Source organism: Xanthomonas nasturtii (assembly GCF_023337365.3).
GTDB lineage: Bacteria > Pseudomonadota > Gammaproteobacteria > Xanthomonadales > Xanthomonadaceae > Xanthomonas > Xanthomonas nasturtii.
On the sequence record NZ_CP142084.2, the window covers coordinates 1,783,791 to 1,800,158 of the forward strand.

General features: G+C 65.1%; 11 protein-coding genes, 1 tRNA gene and 1 pseudogene. 6 read left to right on the forward strand and 7 right to left on the reverse strand.

The window, feature by feature from the left end:
• Positions 1–125 precede the first annotated feature (125 nt).
• Together M3O59_RS07810 and M3O59_RS07815 are read left to right on the forward strand one after the other, a co-directional pair.
• Complete coding sequence (locus tag M3O59_RS07810) at positions 126–1,244, forward strand: acyl-CoA dehydrogenase family protein (protein ID WP_249046928.1); 1,119 nt, start codon at positions 126–128, stop codon at positions 1,242–1,244.
• A 340-nt stretch (positions 1,245–1,584) separates the two neighbouring features.
• Positions 1,585–3,108, forward strand: a complete 1,524-nt coding sequence (locus M3O59_RS07815) for a platelet-activating factor acetylhydrolase IB subunit (protein WP_181920476.1) — start codon at positions 1,585–1,587, stop codon at positions 3,106–3,108.
• A gap of 140 nt (positions 3,109–3,248) precedes the next feature.
• Here M3O59_RS07815 and M3O59_RS07820 read toward each other — a convergent pair.
• Positions 3,249–3,335: transfer RNA gene (locus M3O59_RS07820), tRNA-Leu, on the reverse strand.
• A 121-nt stretch (positions 3,336–3,456) separates the two neighbouring features.
• Here M3O59_RS07820 and rnr point away from each other — a divergent pair.
• The 4 genes from rnr to M3O59_RS07840 all read left to right on the forward strand — a co-directional run bounded on the left by rnr (position 3,457) and on the right by M3O59_RS07840 (position 10,946).
• On the forward strand, positions 3,457–5,982 hold the full coding sequence (gene rnr, locus M3O59_RS07825) for a ribonuclease R (protein ID WP_116905298.1): 2,526 nt from the start codon (positions 3,457–3,459) through the stop codon (positions 5,980–5,982).
• A gap of 127 nt (positions 5,983–6,109) precedes the next feature.
• The gene (locus M3O59_RS07830; RefSeq protein WP_116905297.1) at positions 6,110–6,574 is read left to right on the forward strand and encodes a GFA family protein; all 465 of its coding nucleotides are present in this window, start codon (positions 6,110–6,112) and stop codon (positions 6,572–6,574) included.
• Between the two features lie 324 nt (positions 6,575–6,898).
• The gene (gene rlmB, locus M3O59_RS07835; RefSeq protein WP_116905296.1) at positions 6,899–7,648 is read left to right on the forward strand and encodes a 23S rRNA (guanosine(2251)-2'-O)-methyltransferase RlmB; all 750 of its coding nucleotides are present in this window, start codon (positions 6,899–6,901) and stop codon (positions 7,646–7,648) included.
• A 262-nt stretch (positions 7,649–7,910) separates the two neighbouring features.
• Positions 7,911–10,946: a ligand-binding sensor domain-containing diguanylate cyclase gene (locus tag M3O59_RS07840; RefSeq protein ID WP_116905295.1), complete on the forward strand. Its 3,036-nt coding sequence runs from the start codon at positions 7,911–7,913 to the stop codon at positions 10,944–10,946.
• A 347-nt stretch (positions 10,947–11,293) separates the two neighbouring features.
• Here the strand turns inward: M3O59_RS07840 and rnt are convergent, their stop codons facing one another.
• The 6 genes and pseudogenes from rnt to pstC form a co-directional block, all read right to left on the reverse strand.
• Positions 11,294–11,935, reverse strand: coding sequence for a ribonuclease T (rnt, locus tag M3O59_RS07845; protein WP_095522463.1), 642 nt, complete (start codon positions 11,933–11,935; stop codon positions 11,294–11,296).
• Positions 11,936–12,227: 292 nt separating this feature from the next.
• A pseudogene (locus tag M3O59_RS07850) lies at positions 12,228–12,615 on the reverse strand (RcnB family protein).
• 133 nt (positions 12,616–12,748) lie between these two features.
• The gene (gene phoU / locus M3O59_RS07855) at positions 12,749–13,459 is read right to left on the reverse strand and encodes a phosphate signaling complex protein PhoU (protein ID WP_064634787.1); all 711 of its coding nucleotides are present in this window, start codon (positions 13,457–13,459) and stop codon (positions 12,749–12,751) included.
• Positions 13,460–13,587: 128 nt separating this feature from the next.
• Positions 13,588–14,418: a phosphate ABC transporter ATP-binding protein PstB gene (gene pstB / locus M3O59_RS07860; RefSeq protein ID WP_116905292.1), complete on the reverse strand. Its 831-nt coding sequence runs from the start codon at positions 14,416–14,418 to the stop codon at positions 13,588–13,590.
• A 22-nt stretch (positions 14,419–14,440) separates the two neighbouring features.
• Positions 14,441–15,310, reverse strand: a complete 870-nt coding sequence (gene pstA, locus M3O59_RS07865) for a phosphate ABC transporter permease PstA (protein ID WP_116905291.1) — start codon at positions 15,308–15,310, stop codon at positions 14,441–14,443.
• A complete protein-coding gene (gene pstC, locus M3O59_RS07870) occupies positions 15,310–16,284 on the reverse strand; it encodes a phosphate ABC transporter permease subunit PstC (protein WP_064634790.1) in 975 nt (324 codons plus the stop codon). The genes pstA and pstC overlap by 1 nt, the downstream gene beginning before the upstream one ends.
• Between the last annotated feature and the right edge of the window lie 84 nt (positions 16,285–16,368).

The window sequence follows — 16,368 nt, forward strand, 5'->3', positions numbered from 1 at the left end:
TATTTTCGGCCGGGTGGCAGGTGTGGTCAACTACATACGCATGCGAATGGTTGGCGCTACAATGGCCGCTCAGCTCAGGCCTGGAGGGGTGCGACGTGGATTTCAGCTTTACCGAAGAACAATTGATGATCCAGGATGTGGCCCGCCGCATCGCGCAGGAAAAGATCGCGCCCAGCGCCCAGCAGTTCGACCGCAGCGGCGAGTTCCCACTGGAAAATATCCGCTTGCTGGGCGAAAACGGCCTGATGGGCATCGAGGTGCCGGCCGAGTACGGCGGCGCCGGCATGGACCCGATCAGCTATGCGCTGGCGATGATCGAGATCGCGGCCGCCGACGGTGCGCACTCCACCATCGTGTCGGTCAACAACTCGCTGTTCTGCACCGGCATTCTGAAAAACGGCAGCGAAGCGCAGAAGCAGCTGTACGTGCGCGCGATCGCCGAAGGCACGCACATCGGTGCGTTTGCGCTGACCGAGCCGCAGTCCGGCTCGGATGCCTCGGCCATGCGCTGCCGCGCGGTCAAGCAGGCCGATGGTAGCTTCGTCATCAACGGCAAGAAGAGCTGGATCACCTCCGGCCCGGTCGCCAAGTACATCGTGTTGTTTGCAGTGACCGAGCCGGACAAGGGCTCGCGCGGCATCACCGCGTTCATGGTCGACACCGATCGCGCCGGTTTTCACCGCGGCAAGACCGAACCCAAGCTGGGCATTCGCGCTTCGGCCACCTGCGAAATCGAGTTTGCCGATTACATCGCGCAGCCCGACGAAGTGCTGGGCGTGGAAGGCGAGGGCTTCAAGACCGCGATGAGCGTGCTCGATGCCGGGCGCATCGGCATCGCCTCGCAGGCGGTAGGCATCGCGCGCGCGGCGTACGAGGCCACGCTGGCTTACGTGAAAGAACGCAAGGCCTTCGGCGCGGCCATCGGCACCTTCCAGATGACCCAGGCCAAGATCGCCGACATGAAGTGCAAGCTGGATGCAGCGCTGTTGCTGACGCTGCGCGCGGCCTGGTTGAAGGGGCAGGGGCAAAAGTTCGGCACCGAGGCGGCGGTGGCCAAGCTCACCGCGTCCGAAGCGGCGATGTGGATCACCCACCAGGCGGTGCAGATCCACGGCGGCATGGGCTATTCGAAAGAGATGCCGCTGGAGCGTTACTTCCGCGATGCCAAGATCACCGAGATCTACGAGGGCACCTCGGAAATTCAGCGCCTGGTGATCGCGCGCGGCGAGACGGGTTTGCGCTGAGGTCGGCCGCGCTCCAGCGTTGCCGCTGGATGCGGCAACGCCACTGGCCCACGCTGCGCAGCGGTCGATCCGTCACCCTGGTGCAGGCGATAGCTTTGCACTGCCGGGTAGGAGCGCGCTTGCGCGCGATGAAGCACTATCGATAACGCTTCATCGCGCGCAAGCGCGCTCCTACGCGAGCGTGAGCGGTCTGGCATTACCGAGGCGCTGTGCCAGTGGCCTGGCGCCGGCACACACGGCAAATACTTCACAGCACTACACCGCGGGTGACTGCGTTCGTGCTTGTCGTGCGCGGCGCGCGCGGATCACAATCGCAGCTTCTTCAGCCTCTGGTGCGCGCATGTCCCGGTTTTCGCACGCTGCTTGGTCTCGCGTTTCGCTGTCTGGCCTTGCACACGCGTTGTGCTGCTGGGGACTGTTGCTGGTCTGCACCGCGGCAGGCGCGCAAACGCCGCCACCGTCGATCCTGCCGACCGACCGCCTGCAGGAAGCCTGGTGGGCGCAGCGGCATACGCAGGTGCTGGAGCAGGTCAAGCAACACCCGGATGCCAAGCTGCTGCTGATCGGCGATTCGATCACCCAGAACTACGAAAAAGCCAAGGCGCCGGACGAAGACTTCCAGCCGACCTGGCAGACCTTCTACGGCAGCCGCGGCGCACTCAATCTGGGCTTCAGTGGCGATGGCACCGAAAACCTGCTGTGGCGGCTGGCCAATGGCGAAGTCGACGGGCTGCAGCCGAAGGTCGCGCTGGTGCTGATCGGCACCAACAACACCGGCCATCTCGGCCAAAGCGTCGAGCAGACCCAGCTGGGCATCGATGCGGTGGTCGCCGCGCTCGAACAAAAGCTGCCGCGCACGCACATCCTGTTGCTGAGCGTGCTGCCCAGTGATATTTCCGGTGAAAAATCGCGTCGCGATGCGCAGGTCAACCAGGGCCTGGCGGTGCGCTACGGCGACAACCCGCGCGTGACCTATCTGGATGTGAGCGCAGTCTTCCAGCGCGACGGCAAGCTGCGCACCGAGTTGTTCTACGACACTCGGTTCCGTCCTGCCGCCGGCGCGTTGCATCCGGACACGCAAGGGCAGCGCATGCTGGCCGAGGCGATTGAACCCACGCTGGCGCGGCTGCTTGGCGAGCCGCCAGTCAAGCCGGTTGCCGAACTCGGCCGCGACGTCGCGACCTCGCTGATGCCGGTCGACTGGCTGGAGCAGGATTCCTACGACTGGTACGCCCGCCACCATGCAGCGCTGGCGGTCGCACGCAGCCTGAAGCCGGAGGTGGTGATGATCGGCGATTCGATCACGCACTTCTGGGCCGGGCCGCCCCAGGCCACGCGCGTCAGTGGGCCGGAGTCCTGGCAGTGGCTGTACGGCAAGCGGCCGGTATTGAATCTGGGCTTTGGCTGGGACCGCACACAAAACGTGTTGTGGCGCATCCGCCAGGGCGAACTCGACGGCCTGGATCCGCGCTGGGTGGTGCTGCATATCGGCACCAACAACCTCACCGGCACCGCGCAATCGCGCGCCAGCACGCCTGCCGAAACCGCGCTGGGTGTGCAGGCGGTGGTCAGCGAAGTGCGCCGCCGCCTGCCCAACAGCACGCTGATCCTGATGGCGATCATGCCGCGCGGGCGCAACGCCGGCGATGCGCAGCGCGCGCCAATCGCCGAGACCAACCGGCTGCTGGCTGCGCGCTATGCCAGGGATCCGGCGGTGCGCCTGGTCGATATCGGCAAGCAGCTGCTACAACCCGACGGCAGCCTGCCCGAAGCGCTGATGCCGGACGGCACCCATCCCAGCGAAGCCGGCTACCGCATCTGGGCACAGGCATTGCGCGAGGCGGGGATCGCTGCCGCGCCCTAGCGCGAACGACACACGTGAGCGCACCTGTCGAAAGGCGAGCGCAGCTGCTGCGCGGGGTGATGCGCCACCGGCGTAGTGGCGCCAGATTTTCAAAGCCCAGAAACCAGAAGACCCCCGATCGCTCGGAGGTCTTTTTAAACTGGTGCCCAGAAGAGGACTCGAACCTCCACGAAGTTGCCCCCGCTAGCACCTGAAGCTAGTGCGTCTACCAATTCCGCCACCTGGGCAGGTGAGCCGCGAATTTTGCAGGCTCTCCGCAGGCTTGTCAACGATTTGTGCGCGGCAATCGCCGGCTGCGGCCCTGGCCGTACTGCCCATCCCAGGGCCCCAAGGGGTACCATGTCAGCAATGACAAAGAAAAACACCCCAGATTCCGATCGGCCGAGTCGCCGCAAATCCACCAGCGCGGGCGAGTCCAGCACCGCCGAACAGCAGAAGTTGCCGGGCTGGATGCCGGACTTTCTGGTCCGCGCCGCAGCCGGCGCATCGACCAAGTCCGCCAACAAGCGCGCTGCCGACAAGGCCGCCGGCGCGGCGCCACAGCCGCCTGAGGCGCTGCCCACGCCACCGGCTCCGCGCGCACCGCATCCGCGCAAGAGTGGCCCGCCTGCGCCGCCGCCGGAACGCTTCCAGAACGCAGCGCCTGCTGCCGCCGAATTCAAGGACCCGCATGCCGACCGCGAGGCGCTGCGTTATGCCGAGCCGATCGCCAGCCGCGAGGCCATCCTGCAACTGCTTGAAGCCTGCGACGGCCCGCAGACCGCCGAAGAAATTGCCGAGCAGCTCAACCTGAGCGATCGCATCGATGCGCTGGGCAAGCGCCTGGCCGCGATGGTGCGCGAGGCGCAGCTGGTGCAGAACCGCCGTGGCGGCTACGCGCCGGTGCAGCAGACCAGCCTGATCGCCGGTGTGGTGATCGCCAATCCGGAGGGTTTCGGTTTTCTCAAGCCAGACGAAGGCGGCGACGATCTGTTCCTGCCGCCGTTTGAAATGCGCAAGGTCATGCACGGCGACCGTGCACTGGCCAACGTCACCGGCATCGACCGCCGCGGCCGTCGCGAGGGTGCGATTGCCCGTGTGCTCGAGCGCCGCATGTCGCGCATGCTGGGGCGCTTTTTTTACGAGCACGGCGTGGCCTATGTCGACCCGGACGACAAGCGTGTGCAGCGCAACGTGCAGATCGCGCCGGACGGTATCGGCGAGGCACGCGAAGGGCAGTTGGTGGTGTGCGAACTGATCGCACCGCCGGACGCGCGTCGCCCGGCGATCGGCAAGATCATCGCGGTGCTGGGCGACAAGCTGACCCCGTCGCTGGTGGTGGAAATGGCCATCCACGGCCACGAGCTGCCGCATGAATTTCCGCAGGAAGTGCTGGATGAAGCGGCTGCCGTGCCGTTGGTGGTCGAGCCGCAGATGATCGGCGGGCGCGTGGATCTGCGGCAGATGCCGCTGGTCACCATCGATGGCGAAGACGCCAAGGATTTCGACGACGCGGTGTATTGCGAACCCAATGCCGAGGGCTTCCGTCTGGTGGTGGCGATTGCCGACGTGTCCAACTACGTGCGTCCCGGTACGCCACTGGACGACGAAGCGCAAAAGCGTGCCACCTCGGTGTATTTCCCGGGTTTTGTGGTGCCGATGCTGCCGGAGACCTTGTCCAACGGTATCTGCTCGCTGATGCCCAAGGTCGACCGCATGTGTTTCGTCTGCGACATGCAGGTGGGACGCGATGGCGAAGTGACCGGCTCGCGTTTCTACGAAGCGGTGATGAATTCGCATGCACGCCTGACCTATAACCAGGTCTGGAAGGCAGTTGGCGAAGACGATGCCGATACCAAGGCCTTCATCGGCCCGTTGCTGCCGCAGGTGCAGCGCCTGCATCAGCTGTATCACGTGCTGTCGAAGGCGCGCACGCATCGTGGCGCAATCGAGTTCGAAACCTCCGAAGTGCGCTTCGTGCTCGACAACACCGGTGAGGTCACCCAGGCCGGCATGCTGGTGCGCAACGATGCGCACAAGCTGATCGAAGAATGCATGATCGCCGCCAATGTGGAGGCGGCGCGCTATCTGCTGAGCGTGCATGTGCCCGCACCGTACCGTGTGCACGAGCGCCCGCCGGAGAGCAAGTACGAAGACCTGCTGGAATTCCTCAAGGAATTCCAGCTGAGCCTGCCGGCGTGGAGCAAGGTACGCCCTGGCGACTACACCAAGCTGCTGAAGAAGGTGCGCGCGCGCCCGGACGCGGCCCTGCTGGAGTCGGTGCTGCTGCGCAGCCAGAGCCTGGCGGTGTATTCGCCGGAGAACAACGGTCACTTCGGTCTGGCACTGGAGGCATACGCGCATTTCACCTCGCCGATCCGCCGTTACCCGGATCTGCTGGTGCACCGGGCGATCAAGCACGCCTTGACCGGCGCCAGCCCGGAGAAATTCATCTACACCCCACGCCAGATGGCGGCGTTGTCGCTGCAATGCTCCGAGCGCGGCCGGCGTGCCGACGAAGCCGAGCGCGAAGTGGACGAGCGTTACCGCGCCGCCTGGATGGAAAAGCATGTCGGCGGTCAGTTCGACGGCGTGATCAGCGGCGTGACCGGTTTCGGTCTGTTCGTGGAATTGACGCAATCCAAGGTCAACGGCCTGGTGCACGTCACCCAGCTGCCGCAGGACTATTACCAGTTCGACCCGATCCGCAAGACGCTCAGCGGCGAGCGCCGCGGTCGCGAATTCCGTCTCGGCGACCCGGTACGCGTGCTGGTGCTCAAGGCCAGCATGGAAGAGCGCAAGATCGACTTCCGCCTGGCCGAAGATGGCGCAGCACCCGAAGCGCCGCTACCACCACGCGAGAAGCCGGCCAAGCGCAAGAAAAAACCGTACTGAGGTGACGGCGTTGCGGGCGGCCCAGGCGGCAGCCCGCAATGCGGCGAGGCGTTAGTGCAGGTGTGGCGTTTGCGGGTCTTGCCGATCCGCAACGGCGTCCGTCGCAGGCTGACTTGCGGAGCAGACGATGGACACTTCAAGCGACTACAGCGGTGGCTGCCAGTGCGGGGCCGTGCGTTTTCATGTGCGTGGTGCGCTGGCGCACGCGTCGATCTGTCACTGCCGGATGTGCCAGAAAGCCTTCGGGGCGTATTACGCGCCGCTGGTCTCGGTGCGCGGCACCGAGTTCCGCTGGACCCGCGGCGCGCCCAAGCGCTTTGCCTCCTCGTCGGTGGTGCAGCGCGGTTTCTGCGCCGATTGCGGCACGCCGTTGACCTATGAAGCGCCCGATGGCGTGGCAGTTGCCGCAGGCGCCTTCGATACGCCTGACCGGTTGCCGCCGCAGATCCAGTACGGGTTGGACCGTAAGCTGCCCTTCGTCGATACCTTGGCGCAGTTGCCCACACGCCCGCCCGAAGATGACGCCGACGCGGAGGCCTTCTTGGCCAGCGTGGTATCGCGGCAGCATCCGAATCACGACACCGCGCAATGACCGAGTTGAGCAGTAAAGATGGCTTCGCCATGCTGTTGATCGCGGCACGCAGCCATCCCGCTCGCGCCGCTAGCTGCCGATCATCGCCGGGTTGAGGCACCGACACCGACGCACCGTCAGATAGCGGATCGTGACGCGAAGGCGGCACCACTGCCGCGCGCTTTGAACGCGCTGGCGCTGCAGCTACACCAGCAAGTCCCCGCATACCGGGCATCGCCAGCGCGGCAGCGCGTCGCCGGTGTCACCCAAGCGTTCGCGCCCCGTCCGTGACGTGACAGGCCGCAGGCCCTACCATTCCCCTTTATCTCTTCGTATGCCCGCGCAATGAGCAAGCAGAACCAGTGGATCGTCGGCGTCAATGCCGTCGCCTCGTCCGTCGAGAACGACGCCGATAACGTGCGCGAAGTATTGATCGAGGCCGGCAGCAAGAACCCGCGCCTCACCGAGATCGAGGAACAGGCGCGCCGCAAGGGCATCGACGTGCGCCGGGTCAACACCCAGGCGCTGGACGGCGTGGGCGGGCAGGTGCGCCATCAGGGCGTGGCCGCGCGTTACGCCGCCGCGCGGCTATGGGCAGAGAACGAGCTGGAAGGCCTGGTTGACGCTGCCGAAGGGCGCGCGCTGGTGCTGATCCTCGACGGCGTGCAGGACCCGCACAACCTCGGCGCGTGTCTGCGCAGCGCGGCAGCTGCCGGGGCCACGGCCGTGGTGATTCCCAAGGACAAGTCGGCAACGGTGAACGCCACCGTGCGCAAGACCTCTGCCGGTGCGGCCGATCGCATTCCAGTGGTGGCGGTGACCAATCTTGCCCGCTGCCTGCGCGATCTGCAGAAGCAGGGCGTGTGGCTGTACGGCCTGGCTGGCGAAGCCGAGGCGTCGTTGTACAGCGTGGATCTACGCGGCAATGTCGGGCTGGTGCTCGGTGGCGAGGCCGACGGCCTGCGCCGTCTCACGCGCGAGCATTGCGACGGGTTGGTCAAGATTCCGATGCCCGGCGAAATTGAAAGCCTCAACGTCTCGGTTGCGACTGGTGTGACCCTGTTCGAGGTCGTGCGCCAGCGCCTGGGCACGTAACCGCGTGCTCGTGCTGCGGGTGAGCGCAGGCGTGGCGGCCGCACCATCGCACATGCATCGCGCGGTGCATGTCAGCACCGGCTCTTCCTAGTTGCGCTGCCGAGCGCCGGCTGCGCACTTCTGCGCAGATGGCGGCTGCAAGACAGCTACCGGTAAATGCGCAGGGCGTTGCAGCAAGCCTTTCGACATGTAGGCAGCCATCCGCGAACGCGCCGACGCATTTTTGCCTACCATATCGCCAGCGAACGGCGCGTTGTGTGCGATGAACGATGGGGTGGGCGCCTGGCAACCAGGCGAGAGCAATTGTGGCGTCCGGGCGTTAGCACGACGAGCAAACAACCAATGGCGGCGCTGGTTCTGTATCGGTGTTTGCCTGCTGTTGGCCTTTTGTTCGGTTGCGGCGCTTGCCGCACCGACTGCAACCACGCGCTTACGCGACTACGCCATCGATAGCTGGAGCTCGCGCAACGGGCTGCCGCACAACTCCTTGCGCGACATTGCCCAGACCCGCGACGGCTATCTGTGGTTTGCCACCTGGGAAGGCCTGGTGCGCTACAACGGGCTGGAATTCGGCGTGATCGATCGCAGTACGCGCCCGGGGCTGCCCGATAACGGCGTCGGTGCGCTGTATGTGGATCGCGATGGCGCGCTCTGGCTGAGCGATGCGCGCGGCAATCTGGTCCGACATGGCGCCGACGGGCAATGGCGGCAGTGGCAGCGGCAAGGGCAGTGGCCGCAGGCGTTGATCCACGCCATGACCATGGACGCTGCCGGCCGCATGTGGCTGTTGTTCGAAGGGCGCGGACTGGGTTGCCTGTGGCCGGATGGGCGCTTCGACTATTTTCCGCCGGACGACGGCGTCCCGCTGCAGAGCAGCTTTCCGCATATGTTGTTCGATGCGCAGGGACGGTTGTTGATCGGCACGTTCGATGGGCTGATCTACCGCGAGCCGGATGGGCGCATGCACCGCGCGCCCGCGGCGTTCGGGTTTCCACCGGGGTTGGCCTGGCCGTATCGCGCGCCCGACGGTACCGTGTGGGTGGTAGCAGGCGATCAGCTGTATCGCCTGCAGGGCGAGCATGCCGAGCTGGTGCATCGGGTGCCGGGGCAGGGCCATTTCACGACGATGCTGCAGGACCGCCACGGCGCTCTGTGGCTGGGCAGCGAAAATCAGGGCCTGGTGCGGATCGGGCCGTATGGCGTGGAGCATCTGCCGGCCGGTCGCAGCCTGCCGACCGGCCGCATCGTCAGCCTGCGCGAAGATGCCGAAGGCAGCATCTGGGTTGGCGCCAACGGCGGTCTGTTCCGGCTGCGCGAGACCTTGTTCAGCAGCTACAGCCAGCGCGACGGGCTGAGCGGCGATTACAGCCGCGCGATGCTGGAAGACCGCGACGGGAGTCTGTGGATCGCCGGAACCGCCGGCCTGGACCGGATGCTGCCGGACGGGCGCATCGTACCGGTGCCGATGGTGATGCCGTCCGGCCGGCGTCTGTCGGTGCTCAGTCTGGCGCTGGACCGACACGGCGACCTCTGGGTGGGCACCTATGCCGATGGCGTCTTCGTGTTGCGCGATGGACGCCTGCTGCGCCATTACGGCGACGCCGACGGCCTTCCCAGCGGGCATATCCGCGCGATCGTGATCGACGACCACGACATGGTGTGGCTGGCAACCCAGCGCGGCGTGGTGCAGTTGGTGGACGGCAAGCGCGTGGTGTTGGCCGTCGATGGCCTGCCCACCGGCGTGGTGACTGCGCTGGCCAACGTTGATGGTGCGATGTGGATCGGTTCAGTCGATGGCGCAGCGGTGCTGCGCAACGGCAAGTTGCAACAATTGAACCTGGAAAGCCTGGGGGGCGCGCGTAGCGTGTTCGGGTTTCAGGTCATCGGCCGCGATGTGTGGATATCCACCGATCGCGGCCTGTATCGCGTGCGCAACGGCGTACTGGCGCGCGTAGGTCTGGAGCAGGGCATGCCGGTGGATACGGTATTCCAGCTCATCGACGACCGGCGTGGCAATGCGTGGATCAGCAGCAATCGCGGTGTGCTGCGCACCGAACTCAAGACGCTCGATGCAGTGGCCGACGGGCACGGCACGCTCGCCATTGAACGCTATGGCGAAATCGATGGCGTGGGCAACGCCCAGGCCAACGGCAGTTCCGGCCCCAGCATGCTCCGGCGTGCCGATGGAACGGTGTGGGTGGTCACCGCCGGTGGCGTGAGCATGGTCGACCCGGCACGTCTGCAGCGCTTCCGCGAACGTCGCCCACCGCCGGCATTGATCGAAAGCGTGCAGCAGGATGGCAGCCCGTTGGCGTGGCGCCAGCGCGCGCAACTGGCCGGCGGGCATCGCTTGAATGTGTCCTACGTCTGCATGAGTTTCCTGTTGTCGGAGCGGATCGAATACCGCACGCGTCTGGAGGGTCTGGACCATCACTGGACCGAGCGTGGCCGCCAGCGCAGCGTGGAGTTCATCGGCCTGCCGCCCGGCAGCTATCGCCTGCATGTGGCCGCGCGCCACCCGGGTGGCGCGTGGAGCCCGCACGAAGCGGTGTGGGCGTTCGATGTCTTGCCGCTGTGGTGGCAACGCCAGGATGTGCGTTTCGCTGCGGTGCTGGGCACGATCCTGGCGCTTGCCTTGTTGTATCGGCTGCTGCTGCATCGCTACAAGAACCACAACGCGCGCCTGGCCGAACTGGTGCGCAAGCGCACCGAAGACCTGCAGCTGCAGGCGCAGCGGCTGTTGCAGGCCAACCAGGAAAAGAGCGAACTGCTGACGCGCCTGCGTATCAAATCCGATGTGTTCGAGCGCCAGGCGCATGAAGATGCGTTGACCGGGCTGCCCAATCGTCGCCACTTCGATGAAGCGCTGGCGCGCGACATCAGCCGTGCACGTCGCAGCGCGCGGCCGCTGGTGCTGGCCATCCTGGATATCGACCACTTCAAGCGCATCAACGACCATTACTCGCACGCCAGCGGCGATGCGGTGTTGCATGAAGTGGGTGTGCTGCTCATTGCCGCTGCACGCGCTTCGGATCTACCGGCCCGCCTGGGCGGCGAAGAATTCGCCCTGTTGCTGGCCGACACCACCCTGGAGGGTGCGCAGGCGCTGTGCCTGCACATCCGCGCGCTGTTCCACGCCCGTCACGACTGGGGCAGCATTGACGGCCTGCAGGTGACCTTCAGCGCCGGCGTGGCCGAGCTACGCGACGAAGACACCGGATCGTCGCTGATGCAGCGTGCCGATCACGCCTTGTACGAGGCCAAGAGCGCCGGGCGCGACCGGATCTGTGTGGGGTAGACGCCGGGATTCGGGAATCGGGATTTGGGATTCGCAACGGCCATGCTGCATGTCCTTCTCCTGCGGGAGAAGGTGCCCGAAGGGCGGATGAGGGTACGGCAGCACGCAGCGGCGCGCCGTTGGGAATCGGCAGCCGTGATCGTTAGCCGTGCGCCGTTGTCACTTCCCTTCTCCTACGGGAGAAGGTGCCCGCAGGGCGGATGAGGGTACGGCAGCACGCAGCTGTGCAACGTCGCAATTAAGAAGCCGAGATTCGGGATTTGGAGCGGCGCTATTGTCCGTCAACCCAGAAACACGGCGCTTTTACAAATCCCGAATGCCGAATCCCAAATCCCAAATCCCGAACCTCACACCGGCCCAGGCCAGGCGTTGGCGATCGTGCAGAACAGCCGGGCGGTTTGTTCGGTGTCGTAGACCGCGCTGTGCGCGTCGGCGGCATTCCAGTCCAGGCCTGCAGCCTGGGCCGCGCGCGCCAGTACGGTCTGGCCATATGCCACGCCGGCCAACGTCACCGTGTCGAACACGCTGAAGGGATGGAACGGATTGCGTTTATGGCCCACGCGCGCCACCGCGGCGTTGAGAAAGTTCAGATCGAAATGCGCGTTGTGGCCGACCAGGATCGCGCGCTGGCAGCCGTATTTCTTCACTGCCGCGCGCACCGGAGCGAACACATGGTCCAGCGCGTCTTTTTCCTGCTTGGCGAAGCGGAACGGGTGATCGAGCACGATGCCGGTGATTTCCAGCGACTTCGGGTCGATCTCCAGTCCCGGCGCAGGCACCAGATGCGCGCTGGCGGTCTGACCGGGGAAGAAGCGTCCGTCGGCATCCATTTCGATCGGCACGCAGGCAATTTCCAGCAATGCGTGCTTGTTCCAGTCGAACCCCCCGGTTTCTACGTCCACCACCACGGGCAGATAGCCGCGAAAGCGTCGCGACATGGGCAAAAAGGAGGGGGCAGGCTGCGCATCGACCGGTTCGTTCATCGGCATAGCCTAGCAGGTCGCACGCCGGGCTCTGCCATGGCCGCAGGCTGGTGCGCTTGCCCAGGCGGCCACAAGGCCTCGCATCACGCAGCGCGCCATCCGCAGGGCATGCAGGACCTGCAACGTTGGAATCAAGTTGGCGCGCATTACCGACCTCGGTTGCCTGCAAGCCGTTCGCGCCAGGCTGACGCGCGCCGACCGCTCACCGACGTGCACCACTCGCCCCGGACCCCCATCAAAAAGGCCCGATCCGCGTTGCCACGGACCGGGCCTCACTAACGACACGGGGAGCAGGCGTTTAGCGGCCGGTAACGACGCTGGCAATCAGCCCGGTGGTCACGGCCATCAGCACGTAGTTGTTATCCACGCGACGCCACTCATGCCCACGCGGCGGCTGCTTGAGGTGGTGCTTGCGGTAATGGGCAACGCGGTTGCCGCGATGGTCGGGTGCCAGACGCTCGCCGCGGTGGTCGTTGCGATGATCGTCGTGATGCGGGTTGCGGCGGTCGTCGTGCCTGTGGTCGCGGTGGTCATCGCGACGGCCAGGACCATGGTCGTCGTGACGCTGCTCGTTGCGGCCACGATCATGATCGCGGTCGCGGTCGTCATGTTGCTGCGGCGCTGCGAACGCTGCACCGGACGTCAAGCAGCGACAAAACCATGAAAGATCCAATGACGCGTTTCATCGGCGTACTCCTGCGTCACAGGAACTGCCTGTGTGACTTCACTGGCGGCATTTGACGCTGAATACGTAATAAAATAAGGCGTTCTGGCCTATCCTGCGCGCGAATGGCAAAAGCAGTGCAGCGTTGCGATGGCTCAGATGACGCCGGTGCTGCTGGTGTCGTCGCGCTTCACACGCGGCGGCAGCGGCTGTTCGCCATGCACCAGGAACCACACGTTCTCGGCGATGTTGGTGGCGTGGTCGCCGATGCGCTCCAGATTCTTGGCCATGAACAGCAGGTGCGTGCATGGGGTAATGTTGCGCGGGTCTTCCATCATGTAGGTGAGCAGCTCGCGGAACAGCGCGGTGTACTGCGCATCCAGGCGCGCGTCTTCATCGCGTACGCGAATGGCCGCATCGGCATCCTTGTTGCGGTACGCCTGCACCGCCTCGCGCACGGCATCGGCGGCCATCTGGCCCAGCGCACGCAGGCCCACGGTCTGTGGCAGCGGCGGCGCGGAGTTGAGCGCGATCGAGCGCTTGGCGACGTTGGCCGCGTAATCGCCGATCCGTTCGATATCGGCCGGAATACGCAGGCCGGCCAGGATCTCGCGCAGATCGCGCGCCATCGGACCGCGCAGCGCCAGGCGCATCACGTCGTGGCTGATCGCATGCTCCAGCGCATCGATCGCTTCGTCGTTGACCACGATGCGATGCGCGGCGTTGTCGTCGCGACGCTCCACCACATCCAGCGCGGCTTCCAGCTGCGCCACCGCCGTGTCGCCCATGCGCACGATCTCGGCGACAAGACGGTGCTGCTCCTCGTCGTAGCTTTTGACGATATGGTCGTTGAGGTGCTGGTTCATCGTGATCTCGATTCGTGGCAGTGGTGGATGTCCGCCGTCACCTCGGCGACAGGGCACTTGATGTCACTGGCGTGCCGGGCGGTGCGACGGAACTGCGTCAATGCTGCGGTGTGCTGGTGCGGCTTACATCAGCCGAAACGACCGGTGATGTAGTCCTCGGTCTGCTGCTTGGACGGCTGGGAGAAAATCGTTTCGGTGCGGTCGTGTTCGATCAGGTCGCCCAGATACATGAAAGCGGTGTAGTCCGACACGCGCGCGGCCTGCTGCATGTTGTGGGTCACGATCACGATGGTGTATTCGCGCTTGAGCTCTTCCACCAGCTGCTCGATGCGGCTGGTGGAAATCGGATCCAGCGCCGAGGTCGGTTCGTCCAGCAGCAGCACGTCCGGGCGCAATGCCACCGCGCGTGCGATGCATAGGCGCTGCTGCTGGCCACCGGACAGACCCAACGCGCTTTGCCCAAGTTTGTCCTTGACCTCGTCCCACAGCGCGCCCTGGCGCAGCGCCTGCTCGACGCGGTTCTGCATGTCGGCCTTGGACAGTTTTTCGTGGTGGCGGATACCGTAGGCGACGTTCTCGAAGATCGTCATCGGGAACGGCACCGGCTTCTGGAACACCATGCCTACCTTGCTGCGCAGGCGGTTCATCGGATACTTGGGCGACAGGATGTTTTCGTTGTCCAGCAACACCTCGCCGCGCGCTTCCATCTTCGGGTACAGCGCGTAGATGCGGTTGAAGATGCGCAGCAAGGTCGATTTGCCGCACCCCGAAGGCCCGATCAACGCGGTGACGCGCTTTTCCGGGATCTCGATATTGATGCCCTTGAGCGCGTGGTACTTGTCGTAATAGAAATCCAGATTGCGTGCGGCCACCTTCACCGGCGCCTTCGCCGTCGGCGCCCCCTTGGCGGCCGGAACAGCGATGCGATGCATCGGCTTGGCGTTTTGGAGATCGTTCATGTCGGGTGTCCGGAAGGAAAGGTCAGTCATTGGAGATCTTGTTGCGCAAGAGCAGGGCACGTGCGCCCAGGCTGACCAGCAACACGAACACGGTCAGCGCTAGCGCGCCTGCCCAGGCCAGGGTCTGCCAGGTGTCGTACGGGCTGCCGGCGAATTGATTCATGATCACCGGCACGCTGGCCATGGGCTGGAAGATGTTGCTGTTCCAGTACTGGTTGCCGAAGGCGGTGAACAGCAGCGGCGCGGTTTCGCCGCTGATGCGCGCCAGTGCCAGCAACACGCCGGTGACGATGCCTGCCGAGGCGCTGCGGTAGAGCACCTGCACGGTGACCTTCCACTGCGGAATGCCCAGCGACAATGCCGCTTCGCGCATCTGCGCCGGCACCAGCCGCAGCATTTCGTCGGTGGTACGCACCACCACCGGCAGCACGATGAACGCCAGCGACAGCGCACCGGCGAATGCAGAGAAGCGCCCGCCGGTCTGCATCACATACAAGGTGTAGACGAACAGGCCCAGCACGATCGATGGCGCAGAGAGCAGGATGTCGTTGACGAAGCGCACCACCAGCCCGGTCTTGCGCGCATTGCCGTACTCGGCCAACCAGGTGCCGGCGGCAATGCCCAGCGGTGTGCCGATCGCCAGCGCCAGCCCGCACATCACTGCGCTGCCGAAGAAGGCATTGAGCAATCCGCCTTCCTGCATGGGTGGCGGTGTCATCTTGGTAAACAGATTGAGGTCGATGCCGGGCACGCCCTTGGACAACAGCGTCCACAGGATCCAGGCCAGAAAGAACAGGCCGAACAAGGCCGTGACGCACGACAGCAGCAACGCAATCGCGTTGGTCACCCGGCGGCGGTTGTACAACGATTGCGACACCGAAGCGGCGGACATCAGTTGCCCTCCCGACGCGACAGCTGCATCAGCATGAAGCGCGCGATCGCCAGCACGATGAAGGTCACGATAAACAGCACGAAGCCCAACAGCAGCAGCGCCGACCGGTAGGTCTCGGTGGCCTCGCCGAAATCGTTGGCGATCAACGCTGCGATGGTGGTGCCGGGTTCCAGCAGCGACGGCGACAAGCGCACCGTGTTACCGACCACAAATGCAACTGCCATGGTTTCGCCCAGTGCACGCCCCAGGCCGAGAAACACACCGCCGATCACCGCCGAGCGGGTGTAAGGCAGCACGATGTCCCAGCTCACTTCCCACTTGGTCGATCCCAGCGCGTATGCCGATTCCTTCAGGCGCGTGGGCACGGTCAGGAACACTTCGCGCATCACCGAGGAGATGAAGGGAATCACCATGATCGCCAGCACGAAACCTGCGGTCAGCAGGCCGATGCCCAGCGGCGGGCCCTGAAACAACGGGCCGATCAGCGGCAGCGTGCCCAGGTGATCGTTGAGCCACGGCGTCACGTGCTCGGTCATCACCGGTACCAGCACGAACAGGCCCCACATGCCGTAGATGATCGACGGAATGCCGGCCAGCAGTTCGATGGCGGTGCCGACCGGGCCACGCAACCAGCGCGGCGCCACCTCGGTGAGAAAGAACGCAATGCCGAAACTCACCGGTACGGCGATCAGCATCGCAATCAACGCGGTGACCAGGGTGCCGTAGATCGGTGCCAGCGCACCGTATTTGTTTTCGACCGGATTCCAGTCGGCGGAATAGAAGAAACTCAGGCCCTGTGCCTGCAGGGCATGGCGTCCGCCCCACAGCATCGACAGCGCCGCGCTGCCGAGCGCCAACAGGACGAAAACGACCGTGGCGGCCAGCGCGAGCTTGAACAGGCGATCGGCGCGTGCATCGCGCAGGTCGCGGCCGCGTGGTGCGGTCATCGCTTCGGGAATGGCGGTGGCATTCATTCGATTGGACTCGTCACCCGCGTAATGGCGGGAGCGTGAGACAACAGGAAGGGCGAGGCACCTTCAGGTACCTCGCCGCAGCGC